Origin of the sequence: Heyndrickxia camelliae (assembly GCF_002844575.1) — a bacterium.
Classification (GTDB): domain Bacteria; phylum Bacillota; class Bacilli; order Bacillales; family Bacillaceae_C; genus Margalitia; species Margalitia camelliae.
In genome coordinates this window covers 1-13,778 of sequence record NZ_PIQO01000011.1, presented here as the reverse complement: position 1 = coordinate 13,778, position 13,778 = coordinate 1, and the positions used below count along the sequence as shown (strand labels likewise).

12 protein-coding genes are annotated in these 13,778 nt (G+C 36.9%); 10 read left to right on the top strand and 2 right to left on the bottom strand.

Features of this window, described 5'->3' with window-relative positions:
- Window positions 1–645, bottom strand: coding sequence for a Bax inhibitor-1/YccA family protein (locus CWO92_RS14280; RefSeq protein WP_101354892.1), 645 nt, complete (start codon window positions 643–645; stop codon window positions 1–3).
- 162 nt (window positions 646–807) lie between these two features.
- On the opposite strand from CWO92_RS14280, the gene fdhD reads away from it, so the two are divergent.
- Entirely contained in the window at window positions 808–1,611 is an 804-nt protein-coding gene (gene fdhD / locus CWO92_RS14275) for a formate dehydrogenase accessory sulfurtransferase FdhD (protein ID WP_101354891.1), read from the top strand.
- 210 nt (window positions 1,612–1,821) lie between these two features.
- On the opposite strand, the gene rnhC is transcribed toward fdhD, so the two are convergent.
- On the bottom strand, window positions 1,822–2,757 hold the full coding sequence (gene rnhC, locus CWO92_RS14270) for a ribonuclease HIII (protein ID WP_101354890.1): 936 nt from the start codon (window positions 2,755–2,757) through the stop codon (window positions 1,822–1,824).
- Window positions 2,758–2,924: 167 nt separating this feature from the next.
- Here rnhC and CWO92_RS14265 point away from each other — a divergent pair, with 167 nt between their 5' ends.
- From CWO92_RS14265 to CWO92_RS14225, 9 genes are all read left to right on the top strand, one after another.
- Entirely contained in the window at window positions 2,925–3,464 is a 540-nt protein-coding gene (locus CWO92_RS14265) for a CvpA family protein (protein ID WP_101354889.1), read from the top strand.
- Window positions 3,465–3,563: 99 nt separating this feature from the next.
- Window positions 3,564–5,285 (top strand): DNA polymerase/3'-5' exonuclease PolX, encoded by a 1,722-nt coding sequence (polX, locus tag CWO92_RS14260; protein WP_101354888.1) that lies wholly within the window; start codon window positions 3,564–3,566, stop codon window positions 5,283–5,285.
- Between the two features lie 17 nt (window positions 5,286–5,302).
- Window positions 5,303–7,657: an endonuclease MutS2 gene (locus CWO92_RS14255; protein ID WP_101354887.1), complete on the top strand. Its 2,355-nt coding sequence runs from the start codon at window positions 5,303–5,305 to the stop codon at window positions 7,655–7,657.
- A gap of 139 nt (window positions 7,658–7,796) precedes the next feature.
- Window positions 7,797–8,204, top strand: a complete 408-nt coding sequence (locus tag CWO92_RS14250) for a DUF350 domain-containing protein (protein WP_101354886.1) — start codon at window positions 7,797–7,799, stop codon at window positions 8,202–8,204.
- A 245-nt stretch (window positions 8,205–8,449) separates the two neighbouring features.
- Window positions 8,450–10,153 (top strand): long-chain-fatty-acid--CoA ligase, encoded by a 1,704-nt coding sequence (locus CWO92_RS14245; protein WP_101354885.1) that lies wholly within the window; start codon window positions 8,450–8,452, stop codon window positions 10,151–10,153.
- A gap of 200 nt (window positions 10,154–10,353) precedes the next feature.
- Window positions 10,354–10,935, top strand: a complete 582-nt coding sequence (fadR, locus tag CWO92_RS14240; RefSeq protein WP_101354884.1) for a fatty acid metabolism transcriptional regulator FadR — start codon at window positions 10,354–10,356, stop codon at window positions 10,933–10,935.
- Between the two features lie 100 nt (window positions 10,936–11,035).
- Window positions 11,036–11,809 carry an enoyl-CoA hydratase gene (locus CWO92_RS14235; RefSeq protein WP_101354883.1) on the top strand — a complete coding sequence of 258 codons (774 nt, stop codon included), beginning with the start codon at window positions 11,036–11,038 and terminating at the stop codon, window positions 11,807–11,809.
- Window positions 11,810–11,901: 92 nt separating this feature from the next.
- Entirely contained in the window at window positions 11,902–12,675 is a 774-nt protein-coding gene (locus tag CWO92_RS14230) for an electron transfer flavoprotein subunit beta/FixA family protein (protein WP_101354882.1), read from the top strand.
- 75 nt (window positions 12,676–12,750) lie between these two features.
- The gene (locus CWO92_RS14225; RefSeq protein WP_101354881.1) at window positions 12,751–13,731 is read left to right on the top strand and encodes an electron transfer flavoprotein subunit alpha/FixB family protein; all 981 of its coding nucleotides are present in this window, start codon (window positions 12,751–12,753) and stop codon (window positions 13,729–13,731) included.
- Window positions 13,732–13,778 lie beyond the last annotated feature (47 nt).

Here is a 13,778-nt window from a genome sequence, read left to right as displayed (position 1 = left end):
TTAATCCCTGCTAAGAAAACCGATGAACCTTAGTAACTCTAAGAACAAGTTAATGAAGTCTAGGAATAGGTTAAGTGCTAGCAGTGGAACTGCTTCTTCTGTAAATTCCATACGCTTCATGCGATTAAAGTCAAACATGATGTAAAGAGAGAAGACTACCGTTCCGATAATCGATGCGACAAAAAGCGCAGTAGAGGAGAACGGTGAAAAGATATTGATCAATCCGATAACAACTAAAGCAAGTAAAGCCGTCAATAAAAACCCGCTTAAGAAGGATAAATCTTTTTTCGTTTTTGTACCAACAAAGCTCATAACGGCGAAAATAACAAGGGTTGCGGTGAAAGCAGATAATACAACTTTAGCCCCTGAGGTTGCTAAGTAATGTGCAACTATTGGATAAGTTGTAATACCTGAGATAAATGTAAAGGCAAATAAAAATCCATATCCAACGCTTTTTTTCTTTCTTAAAAGAAATGCAGATAGAATCATGATGAACTCCACGACTATTAATGGCATGAATAATGCTGGAGGTACCATCGTTCCGATAAGCATACCAATGACAGCCATACATAGGGAAAGAGCAAATGCTTTTAACACGGATCCCATTAGATTCCGTTTATTTACCGAGGTATAAACATCGTACATATTTGTTCATCTCCTTTATAACCATTTTATTCATTTTACCATAGAACTTATACAAGCTAAATCTACAAATTTGTTCACAAGCAATCATTTAATCTCTATTTCTATACAATTTACAGAAAATTTGATATTCTAATGGTAAATTGTTACGGAGTAGGCGAAATTATGGAAAACAGTGTAAGAAACAGTGTGCCGATAATCAAGTTTGACGGAAATTCCTTTGTTGATATGCAAGATGAAGTGGCAATGGAATATCCTCTAACAATTTTTATCGATAATGAGGAATTTGCGACAATGGTTTGCTCACCAACCAATTTAGAGGAGCTCGTGGTTGGCTTTTTAGCGTCAGAGGGCCTAATTCGTACGTTCGAAGAAATCGCTTCAATGGCAGTGGATGAAGGAAAAGGACTTGTGTATATTAGCCTGAAGATCAAGCAGTCTATTAATAAGGAATTTTATTCAAAACGATTCATCGGTTCCTGCTGTGGGAAAAGTAGGCAATTTTATTTTCATAATGATGCAAGAACAGCGAGAACCGTTCTTAGTAAAAATCAGATTACTAGTGAACAATGTTTTCATCTCATGAAGCTTATGCATGAGCAATCCGTTGATTTTCAACAAACTGGCGGGGTTCATAATGCAGCGCTTTGCACAGCCGACCAACTGTTATATATTCAAACGGATATTGGACGTCACAATGCACTTGATAAGCTCTATGGTATTTGTTTAAAAGAAAAATTGCCTCGCAATGATAAAATCATTTCTTTTAGCGGCAGGGTTTCATCGGAAGTGTTATTAAAAGCAGCCAAAATGGGAATCGGGATTATTCTGTCTAAATCAGCTCCAACGACACTGGCCATTGAGCTGGCAAATGACCTTGGAATCACGGTTGTAGGATTTATTAGAAAACATCAATTTAATATCTATTCTCATCCTGAAAGAATAATAGAAGGCAAAAGCGGGGAGTAAATACTTAGGTTTTTAAGCGGACAGAGAATCCGCTATTTCCATAAAATGATTTAAGCATTGGACACAGAGTACGTTATGTAAGGGAAATCATACGATAATCACTGACTCTTTCCCGAATAACCGGAACCTGTGTCCTTTTTCATAAGGATTTTGTCCGTTTAATCACAATTAGGGGACTGGTGTCCGCAAAACTCGATTCTGCATTTCACATTACATACTCTCTGAAATTTTTTTCGCCTTTTCCGTATTTGCAAAATGCAATTTTGTAAAATGATCCAAAGAAGCTTCCCCCTTTAGTTGGATTAATTTTGCTGCAGCCTGATCAACCTGATGTCCGGCACCCTTCGGAAGAGTAAAACCAGCTTCCTCACTTAATTTATCCATTGCCTTTACAAACGCATATCTGGCTAAAATAGAAGCAGCTGCAACCGCGATATGAATGCTCTCACCCTTTGTACTGAAATACACATTGTTTGTGCAAATCTCCTTCTGACCTTGTAAGTGGCGGAAATAAGTATTTGCTTCTACAAACTGGTCAATGAGAATTCCTTCAGGCTCTTCAGGAGAAATTTTTTTTAATAGATGAATCAATGCTTGGTTATGCAAAATGGCCTTCATTTTTCCTTGAGACATTCCAGATGCTTGCAACCGATTATATTTTTCATTTTGAAGTTTGAGCAAGCTATACGGAATGATAGAAAGTAAATCTTTAGCAATTTTCATGATTTGCGGATCTGTTAAATTTTTTGAATCCTTTACCCCGAGTTCCTTCAGTAATGGGATATGCTCTTTTCTTACATAAGCACTCACAACCGTGATTGGGCCAAAATAATCTCCCGTTCCAACCTCGTCTGAGCCGATGAAGGACATGCTGGCTATATTTTCTGGCAGGGCAGATCCGGATGTTTTTGCCTTAAATGCTGTAGGAGATTTCGATGGCTCAGCATTTCCCCATTTAGCTGCTTCCATCTCATTATTTTTTCCTTGAAACATGACTTTTCCAGAACGGTACGCGGTAATCGTGCAGTTATTCGTTTTAGCCACAAAAAGCCCACCTTGTGGAACTTTTTCTAAAAGTGCTTGCTTATAATGGTCTTTCATTTTTTCTAATAAAGAAGGTGCTGCTTTCATAATAATATTGGTCATTTTATTCCTCCAATTGAATAATTCCCCTTATCGACATAGGTGGACAATTCTTCCCAAATTTACTCCGTTCGTGTTATGATAATATTTAGTATTTTAGTATCGGCAAACTTCTTTTGCCATGTTCGATTAAACTTGAAATTGAATATACATAAAGGAATGAAACTGACATGGTTGATATTGTAATTCTATTAATCTTAGTGATTGGTTTTTTTAATGGGTTACGAAGAGGCTTCATCCTTCAATTAATTCACATAACAGGCTTTATCATTGCCTTTATTGTTGCTTATATGTATTATGCTGATTTTGCTGACAAATTAAAGCTTTGGATTCCGTACCCATCCATAGATGAGAATGCTTCTTTTAAAATGATTTTTGATGGAATGAATCTCGAACAAGCATATTACAGAGTGATTGCCTTTGCGATTATCTTTTTTGCTGTGAAAATTATATTACATATTATCGGTTCCATGCTTGATTTTGTTGCCAAATTTCCAGTTATTAAGCAATTAAATGTTTGGGCAGGTGGAATTCTCGGCTTCATTGAAGTCTACCTACTAGTCTTTATTGTATTATACATCGGGGCATTAGTTCCAATCGAAATAATCCAGCATTGGATTGACAAATCATTCTTAGCTGAGGGAATCATCAAAAACACTCCTATCTTGTCAAATCAAGTCAAACAGTGGTGGCTGGATTATGTAGGATAAAACTTCTCTTCAAGAGGAGTTTTTTCTTTTTATCCACTTATTTGCTAGTATATAGTATAGATATGGAACCGGTACTTAAGATGGGGATGGTGTAAATTCATGAATGTAGATAAAAAGGATGTTATTCGGTTACTTGAACAAATTGCAACATATTTAGAATTAAAAGGAGAAAATTCCTTTAAAATATCCGCTTTTCGAAAAGCTGCTGCTGCTTTAACAGCTGACCCAAGATTATTAACTGAGATAGAGGATTTTACAGCTCTTAATGGAATTGGAAAAGGTACGGCCTCGGTTATCGAAGAATTTATCGCTACTGGAGAATCCACTGTGCTAAAGGAGCTGCAAGCTGAGGTACCGAAAGGCCTTATTCCATTATTGCAATTACAAGGCCTTGGCGGGAAAAAAATTGCCCGATTGTATCAAGAATTGGGCATTACGGATGTTGATTCCTTAAGGGATGCATGTGAATCTGGAGAAGTTCAAGCATTAAAAGGATTTGGAAAAAAGACAGAGGAAAAAATTTTAGAAGCCATTAATTCCATTGGCTCTAAGCCCGATCGTTTCCCACTTGCCTTTATGTTGAAATATATCGAAATAATTGAGTCAGCACTTAAGGAAATGAAAGGGATTGTACAATATTCTAGAGCAGGAAGTCTTAGAAGATTGCAAGAAACATTAAAAGATTTGGATTATGTAATTGCAACAAATGATCCAAAGTTAGTAAAGGAACAGTTACTAAGATTAAATGAGGCTTCAGAAGCAATTGCTAGTGGGGATACCAAAGTTTCGATAACTATTTCTGACACATATGATGTCAATATTGATTTTCGTCTTGTGACACCTGAGCAATTTGCTACAGCCCTGCATCACTTTACTGGTTCAAAAAATCATAATGTGAAAATGCGTCAGCTCGCTAAGGAACGTGGAGAAAAAATAAGCGAATATGGGGTGGAAATACAGGAAACTGGTGAGGTGCTCACATTCGAATCAGAGGAAGATTTTTTCCGTCATTTTGGACTCCCGTTTATTCCACCTGAAATACGCGAAGATGGCAAGGAAGTTAAAGAATATCAATCTAATATGGAGCTTGTTACGCTTAACGATATTAAAGGCGATCTTCATATGCATACCACCTGGTCCGATGGCACCGCATCGATTGAGGAAATGATTGAAGCTTGCCGGGCAAAAGGCTATAAATACATGGCTATAACAGATCATTCACAATATTTAAAAGTGGCAAACGGTCTTACCGTTGAAAGACTGAAGGAGCAAAAGGAGATTATTAGAGGTTTAAATGAAAAATATGATGATATTGTGATTCTATCTGGTATTGAAATGGATATATTGCCGGACGGAACACTTGATTTTGATGATGAAATATTAGCAGAAATGGATATTGTCATTGCCTCAATTCATTCAAGCTTTTCCCAGTCTAAATCACAAATTATGGAAAGACTAAGAACCGCTTTAATGAATCCTCATGTTGATATTATCGCCCATCCAACTGGACGGAAAATTGGAAGACGATTAGGATATGATGTGGATATTGATTTATTAATCGAACTGGCAAAGGAAACGAATACCATATTAGAGTTAAATGCAAACCCTAACAGGCTGGACTTAATGCCTGCATATGTAAAAAAAGCACAAGAACAAGGTGTTAAAATAGTAATAAACACAGATGCTCACTATATAGAAAACTTGAATTACATGGATATAGGCGTAAGAACGGCTCGTAAAGGTTGGATAGAAAAAAAGACTGTTTTAAACACTTTAGAGCCAGATGAGTTAATCGCATTTCTAAATCGCGATCACAGCTAAAGATGGAGGCTGAATGAATGCAGGAAAAAATATTTAAAACATTAGAATTTAATAAAATTAAGGAATTGCTAGGTGAACATGCTTCGTCTACATTAGGTGCAGAGAAGATTCAAGCTTTAAAACCATCCTCTTCTTATGAAGAAGTTTTACTGCTGCAAGCAGAGACGGATGAGGGAGCAAATGCGTTGCGTTTAAGGGGGCATGCACCGCTCAGCGGCATATATGATATACGTGCACATGTCAAAAGGGCTGTCATAGGCGGGGTATTAAATCCAATTGAACTAATGCAGACAGCTAGCACTATTTATGCTTCACGGAGTATGAAGCGATTCATAGAGGGACTAGTAGAAAACGAAGTAGACATTCCAATTTTGGAGGAAAAAGCTGCACAGATTGAGGTATTGACTCCACTAGAGCATAGAATCAAACAAGCTATTGATGAAAACGGTGATATTTTAGATTCAGCAAGCGAAACATTAAGACATATTCGCCAGCAATTGCGCTCAAATGAAAGTCGTATCCGTGAAAAGCTGGAAAGTTTAATTCGATCCAGGAATGCAACAAAAATGCTTTCTGACGCTATTATTACGATTCGTAATGATCGTTATGTTATTCCAGTGAAGCAAGAATATCGCGCAAATTATGGCGGGATTGTTCATGATCAGTCATCATCAGGACAAACATTATTTATAGAACCGCAATCTGTTGTCGAATTAAATAATCAATTAAGAGAAATTCATATGAAAGAACAACAGGAAATTGAGCGAATATTAATGGAACTGTCAGCTGAAGTAGCAGAAGCAGCCAATGAGTTGAATATTATAGTGGATATCTTAGGTGATTTAGACTTTATTTTTGCGAAGGCTCGTTACAGTAAATCTATTAAAGCGACAAGACCAAAAGTTAACAACAATGGTGTTATCCATTTGTACAAGGCTAGACATCCGCTGCTCCCTATCGATGAAGCAGTACCAAATGACATTACACTAGGAAAAGATTATTCAACTATGGTCATTACAGGGCCAAACACAGGTGGAAAAACCATCACCTTAAAAACGATTGGCATTTGTACTTTAATGGCACAGGCAGGTTTACAAATACCAGCACTCGATGGCTCTGAAATTGCTGTTTTTCAAGAAGTATTTGCTGACATAGGGGACGAACAATCAATTGAGCAAAGTTTAAGTACTTTTTCCTCCCATATGGTAAATATTGTGGATATATTGAAATATGTCGATCATGAATCCCTTGTTTTATTTGATGAACTTGGAGCAGGAACAGACCCTCAGGAAGGGGCAGCATTGGCCATCTCCATACTAGATGAAGTTTATCAAAGGGGAGCGAAGGTTGTAGCCACTACGCATTATCCAGAATTAAAAGCATATGGCTATAATCGTGAAGGGGTCATTAATGCGAGTGTGGAGTTTGATGTGGAAACTTTGAGCCCCACTTATAAATTATTAATTGGTGTCCCAGGACGAAGTAATGCATTTGAAATTTCTAAACGACTCGGTTTATCAGAAGGGATTATCAAGACAGCACGTGCACATATTGGCACTGATAGTAATGAAGTAGAAAATATGATTGCTGCCCTGGAAAAAAGCAAGAGGGAAGCAGATCGGGAACTAGCGGAGGCGCACGATTTCTTAACACAATCGGAAAAGCTGCATAAGGATTTACAAAAGCAAATGATAGAGTTTTATGGAAATCGGGATGCCCTATATGAAAAGGCTGAGGAAAAGGCTGCAAAGATAGTTGAAAAAGCAAGAGAAGAAGCAGAGGAAGTTATTCGTGATTTACGAAAAATGCGTTTAAATCATCATGCTGAAATTAAAGAACATGAATTAATAGAAGCTCGAAAAAAATTAGAACAAGCTGTTCCTTCCATTGAGAAGTCAACGATTGCAAAGCAAGCGAAAAATAAGCGGCAATTTGTATCAGGGGACGAGGTAAAAGTTCTTAGCTTTAATCAAAAAGGTCAGCTCCTTGAAAAAATCGGAGATGATGAATGGCAAGTACAAATGGGAATTATGAAAATGAAAGTGAAAGAATCGGATATGGAATTTATTCAATCCGAGAAGAAAGTAATTTCAAAGCCGCTTGCAACTGTAAAAGGAAAAGATTATCATGTTGGACTTGAGTTGGACCTTCGTGGAGAAAGATATGAAGATGCCTTACTAAAAGTGGAGAAATATATAGATGATGCACTTTTGGCCGGCTATCCAAGGGTTTCGATTATTCACGGAAAAGGTACAGGTGCTCTTAGGTCAGGTGTCCAAGAATATTTGAAACATCATCGGTCTGTAAAACGTATAAGACTAGGTGAGGCTGGAGAAGGCGGCAGCGGAATTACGGTTGTAGAATTTAAATAAGAAAAGCATAGGCATCTTGCTTATCCGTTGTCCCATGGAGTACCTATAGCTAGATATAAGAAAAGCAAGTGTTAAAGGCTTGCTTTTCGCTCTTGTTCATTCCTCCTCTAATTTTGATGTGAAGGAGTATTTAGATTACATGAATCATTTTTGGGAAAATCATTTTGTACAAACTGCTGGTTATTACAGTGTTGTGATTTTATGTATGGTTGTATTTTTGACTGTCTTTGAAATGGTTACGAAATATAAAAATTGGGAAGAAATTAAAAACGGAAACATATCAGTTGCAATGGCTACCGGCGGAAAAATTTTGGGTATTGCCAATATTTTTAGGTATTCGATTCTTGACCATGATTCATTATTCATGATGATTAGATGGGGAGTATACGGATTTATACTATTATTAATTGGATACTTTATTTTTGAATTTTTAACACCAAAATTTAAAATTGACGTAGAAATTGAAAATGATAATCGTGCTGTTGGATTTATTTCCATGATGATTTCGATTGGGCTATCGTTTGTTATTGGAGCTAGTATTTCGTAAGAGGAGTTTTTTTAATGGAGAGATTGGCAAAGGTTTTATTTGTTTTATGTGGATGTTTTATTCTTTTTGGTATAATCTATTTATTTATAAAGTAAGGATTGTATTAAGCAATCCTTTTTTTGTTGTGATAAATGAATAACAATTCATTTTTTGGATTTTCAAATTGTATCTACTACGACAATAGACTATAATAATAAGAGTAGTTTAAATTTTTTGACGTCTAGTTTGCCTTTAGGAGGGGTTAAATGGAAAATAAACCATGGTTGTCTCATTATCCTGAAGAAATTCCTAAAACATTACAACTAGAGGAAAAACCCGTGCATGCTTATTTAACAGAGGCAGCAGGAAATTATTCAGATAAAATTGCTATACATTTTATGGGGAAGGAAATGACATACAGAGAAGTATATGAGTCATCCGTAAAATTAGCTAGTTATTTGCGGAAGCTTGGAATCAAAAAGGGTGATAAAGTGGCAATAATGCTGCCAAATGGACCACAGTCCGTTATAAGCTATTATGGTGTGCTTTATGCGGGAGGCGTAGTTGTCCAGACAAACCCTCTTTATACGGAAAGAGAACTTGAGTATCAAATGAAGGATTCAGGTGCAAAAGCCATTATTACACTAGATATTCTTTTTCCACGGGTATCAAAAGTAGCGGGAAAAACTAATTTAAATGACATAATTGTAACCGCTGTCAAAGACTATTTGCCGTTTCCTAAAAACGTTGTATATCCGTTTATACAAAAGAAACAAACAGGGATTGTTGTAAAGGTAGAACATAGCGGAAACCATCATCTATTTAAAAAAATATTAGCTGAAACGGTCTTTGAGATACCCCCGGCAGACCCCGATTTTGATTTTGAAAATGATTTAGCATTACTGCAATATACTGGAGGAACTACCGGATTTCCAAAAGGCGTGATGTTGACTCATAAAAATCTAGTCGCTAATGCAACGATGTGTGATGCCTGGATATATAAAGCAAATAAAGGCGAAGAAGTTGTCTTAGGTTTGCTGCCATTCTTCCATGTTTACGGCATGACTGCTGTACTTATTTTATCTGTTATGCAGGGATACAAAATGGTGTTATTGCCAAAATTTGATGCAGAAACTACTTTAAAGACAATACAAAAACAACGTCCGACATTATTCCCTGGTGCACCAACCATTTATATCGGCTTGTTAAATCATCCGGATATAAAAAAATATGATTTATCCTCGATTGATTCGTGCATAAGCGGATCTGCTCCCTTACCGGTTGATGTGCAACAAAAATTTGAAGCGGTAACTGGCGGAAAGCTTGTAGAGGGCTATGGATTGACTGAATCTTCTCCGGTTACTCATGCTAATTTTGTTTGGGATAAAAAAAGGGTAAAAGGAAGTATAGGTGTCCCGTGGCCAGACACAGATGCTGCGATAATTTCCTTAGAAACCGGTGAAAAATTACCTCCTGGTGAAATCGGGGAAATAGCGGTTAAAGGACCACAGGTAATGAAAGGATATTGGAACCGGCCGGAAGAGACAGACCAAGTATTGAAGGATGGATGGTTATTTACAGGTGATTTAGGCTATATGGATGAAGAAGGATATTTCTATGTAGTGGATCGGAAAAAGGATATGATTATTGCAGGAGGATATAATATTTATCCCCGAGAAGTAGAAGAAGTTTTGTATGAGCATCCTGATATACAAGAAGCAGTAGTTGCTGGTGTACCAGACCCATATCGCGGAGAAACAGTTAAGGCATATGTAGTATTAAAAGAAAATGCAAATGTAACAGAGGCCGAATTAAATGCATTTACAAGAAAATACTTAGCAGCCTATAAGATTCCGAGAATTTATGAATTTCGAAAAGAGTTACCGAAAACAGCTGTCGGGAAAATCTTGCGAAGGACATTAATTGAGGAAGAGAAAAAAAGACAGCAGGAACAAGATAATATAGGGTAAATTAAATTTGTGAGCCCATTAAAAAGGCTCTTCATTTTTGAACGGAATATTCTTGACATTAATATGATTTCAAATTAAGATAAGAATATGAATGAATAGTCATTCATTTTTATCGTTACTACTTTATTATACTTATATGGAATGGAAATAAAATAATTAAATTTCCAACCCTTCACTGAGAATGGAGGAAAACAACCGTCTTGAAAAGTAATAAACCAAAATACAAACAAATAATAGATGCGGCGGTTATTGTAATAGCTGAAAACGGGTATCATCAAGCACAAGTATCCAAGATAGCAAAGCAAGCCGGAGTCGCGGATGGAACCATTTATCTTTATTTTAAGAATAAGGAAGATATCTTAATATCATTGTTTCAGGAAAAAATGGGTTCCTTTACTGAAAAAATAAGAAAAGGAATAGCAGGAAAAGAATCAGCTGCAGAGAAACTATTAGTAATGGTGGAAAGTCATTTTTCTATATTATCCGAAGACCATAATATGGCTGTCGTAACTCAATTGGAATTACGTCAATCGAATAAAGATCTGCGATTGAAAATCAATGATGTCCTAAAAGGATATTTTCAATTAGTCGATGAGATTCTCCTCTATGGAATGGAAACGGGTGAATTCGATCCAAACCTAGATAGAAGGGTTGCTAGACAAATGATTTTTGGTACTGTAGATGAACTTGTTACAACATGGGTAATGAATGAGGAAAAGTATGACTTAGTGGCATTGGCACCATCTGTTCATCGATTATTAATAAAGGCGCTATCTGTATAATAAATAATACAAATATAGCCTTTAGAAAAGACATTATTCAGAAGGGGGATTTAGGATTCCCCATCTGAAATGATTAGTTTGGAAAAGGAGGAGAACGTTAATGGAATTTTTCACTTTTTCGCAGGAAAATCATGTAGCAATTGTAACAATCCATAGACCACCAGCAAATGCTCTTGCATCAGGACTTTTGGAAGAGCTTTCAAAAGTATTGGATCAGATTGAAGCAAATAAAGAAATACGCGTTGTTATACTCCACGGAGAGGGACGCTTTTTCTCAGCAGGTGCAGATATCAAAGAATTTACAACTATTAAAACAGAAGAGGATTTCGGTAAACTTGGTCAAAAAGGACAAGATTTGTTTGAGAGAATGGAAAGATTTCCAAAACCAATCATTGCTGCTATCCATGGTGCTGCACTTGGCGGCGGTTTGGAGCTTGCGATGGCTTGCCATATTAGACTGGTAACCGAAACAGCAAAACTCGGACTACCGGAATTACAATTAGGATTAGTTCCAGGTTTTGCGGGCACACAACGACTTCCGCGTTACGTTGGGTCCGCAAAAGCAATGGAGATGTTATTCACTAGTGAGCCTATTACGGGAACAGAAGCAGTAAAATGGGGACTTGCTAATCATGCATATGCGGAAGAAGAATTAATCCCAAAAGCAAAAGAGCTTGCACTAAAAATTGCAAAGAAAAGCCCAGTATCTATTGCTGCTGCTATTGAGCTATTAAACTATGGGAAAACAGATCATTTCTACAAAGGTGTCAAAAGGGAGTCAGAGCTTTTTGGGCATGTCTTTAAATCAAAGGACGGGCAAGAAGGAATATCAGCTTTTATTGAAAAGCGTGAACCAAACTTTACAGGTGAATAGTGATAAACGGCATTCATAATGCCATTTTATATATTAAATTATTGTAATCTTTAAAACTAACGAAATGTTTATTAAATGTAGGAGGGGTTAGGATGAATATTTTTGTACTCTTAAAAAGAACATTCGATACGGAGGAAAAAATTACGCTCTCGGGTGGACAAATTAATGAAGATGGCGCTGAATTTATTATTAATCCATATGATGAATATGCTGTGGAAGAAGCAATTCAAGTTCGAGATGCTCACGGTGGTGAAGTAACAGTTGTTACAGTAGGAAATGAAGAAGCTGAAAAACAACTTCGTACTGCATTAGCAATGGGTGCAGATAAGGCCGTTCTTATTAATATAGAGGATGATATAGATTATGCTGACCAATTTACAACATCCAAGATTTTAGCAGAATTTCTGAAAGATAAAGAAGCAGATTTAATAATTGGCGGAAATGTAGCAATTGATAATAGTTCTGGTCAAGTTGGGCCAAGGGTTGCAGATTTATTAAATATTCCATATGTAACGACTATTACAAAATTGACCGTTGATGGGGACAAGGTAACGGTCGTACGTGATGTGGAAGGAGATTCCGAAGTTATTGAAACGTCTTTACCATTATTGGTTACTGCACAACAAGGCTTAAATGAACCGCGTTATCCATCTTTGCCTGGAATTATGAAAGCGAAGAAAAAGCCATTAGAGGAGCTTGAACTAGATGATCTTGATTTAGATGAGGATGACGTAGAAGCAAAAACGAAAACGATTGAAGTCTATTTACCGCCTAAAAAAGAAGCAGGAAAAATATTAGAGGGCGAATTAGATGCTCAAGTGAAAGAACTTGTAAACTTGCTTCATCATGATGCAAAAGTAGTTTGATTGAATCGGGGAAATTCCATACGTTTATTATCGAAAAATTAGACGATATTTTTAACATACAGGGAGGTTTTTCTAATGGCAAGAAAAGTTCTAGTATTAGGTGAGGTTCGTGATGGATCACTTCGCAATGTTTCATTTGAAGCAATTGCAGCTGGTAAGACGGTTGCAGAAGGCGGAGAAGTAGTCGGCGTATTAATTGGGGAAGAAGTAGCGGGACTAGCTAATGAGTTAATTCATTACGGTGCTGATAGAGTAGTAGTAGTGGAAGATGAAAAGTTAAAACAATATTCCTCTGACGGATTCTCGCAAGCCTTTATGGCAGTTGTAAGCAATGAAAATCCAGAAGGTATCGTATTTGGACATACAGCACTTGGAAAAGATTTATCTCCAAAAATCGCAAGTAAGCTAAATACTGGTCTTATTTCAGATGCTACTAATGTTGAAGTAGCAGGCGGAAATCTAGTATTTACACGTCCAATATACTCTGGTAAGGCTTTCGAAAAGAAAATTGTAACAGATGGAATTATTTTTGCAACAGTCCGACCTAACAATATAAGCCCATTACAAAAGGATGAGGGAAAAACAGGGGAGGTAAGCACTGTATCTGCAGAAATTAAGGATCTTCGCACGATTATTAAAGAAGTAGTTCGCAAAGCAAGTGAAGGTGTTGATCTTTCGGAAGCAAAGGTGGTCGTTGCAGGTGGACGTGGAGTGAAAAGTGCCGATGGTTTTCAGCCACTTAAAGAACTAGCCGATGTCCTAGGAGGAGCAGTAGGTGCTTCCCGCGGTGCATGTGATGCGGATTATTGTGATTACTCCTTGCAAATCGGCCAAACAGGTAAAGTAGTCACACCAGATCTCTATATTGCATGCGGAATTTCAGGAGCGATTCAGCATTTAGCAGGAATGAGCAGTTCAAAAGTAATTGTTGCGATTAATAAGGATCCAGAAGCAAACATCTTTAAAGTTGCTGATTATGGAATTGTTGGTGATTTATTTGAAGTCGTGCCAATGCTGACAGAGGAATTTAAGAAATTGAAGGTTGCTCAATCATAATAAAGCTTGATACACAAGAAAGAGGCTGGGACAAAACCCACCTCTAA

What these genes read in the sequence shown, in the direction of transcription:
- CWO92_RS14265 (WP_101354889.1), top strand. Translation starts at nt 2,925, where the DNA reads ATGGTTGATATTGTAATTCTATTAATCTTAGTGATTGGTTTTTTTAAT.
- CWO92_RS14250 (WP_101354886.1), top strand. Translation starts at nt 7,797, where the DNA reads ATGAATCATTTTTGGGAAAATCATTTTGTACAAACTGCTGGTTATTAC.
- CWO92_RS14280 (WP_101354892.1), bottom strand. Translation starts at nt 645, where the DNA reads ATGTACGATGTTTATACCTCGGTAAATAAACGGAATCTAATGGGATCC.
- CWO92_RS14235 (WP_101354883.1), top strand. Translation starts at nt 11,036, where the DNA reads ATGGAATTTTTCACTTTTTCGCAGGAAAATCATGTAGCAATTGTAACA.
- polX (WP_101354888.1), top strand. Translation starts at nt 3,564, where the DNA reads ATGAATGTAGATAAAAAGGATGTTATTCGGTTACTTGAACAAATTGCA.
- CWO92_RS14230 (WP_101354882.1), top strand. Translation starts at nt 11,902, where the DNA reads ATGAATATTTTTGTACTCTTAAAAAGAACATTCGATACGGAGGAAAAA.
- rnhC (WP_101354890.1), bottom strand. Translation starts at nt 2,757, where the DNA reads ATGACCAATATTATTATGAAAGCAGCACCTTCTTTATTAGAAAAAATG.
- CWO92_RS14255 (WP_101354887.1), top strand. Translation starts at nt 5,303, where the DNA reads ATGCAGGAAAAAATATTTAAAACATTAGAATTTAATAAAATTAAGGAA.
- CWO92_RS14245 (WP_101354885.1), top strand. Translation starts at nt 8,450, where the DNA reads ATGGAAAATAAACCATGGTTGTCTCATTATCCTGAAGAAATTCCTAAA.
- CWO92_RS14225 (WP_101354881.1), top strand. Translation starts at nt 12,751, where the DNA reads ATGGCAAGAAAAGTTCTAGTATTAGGTGAGGTTCGTGATGGATCACTT.
- fdhD (WP_101354891.1), top strand. Translation starts at nt 808, where the DNA reads ATGGAAAACAGTGTAAGAAACAGTGTGCCGATAATCAAGTTTGACGGA.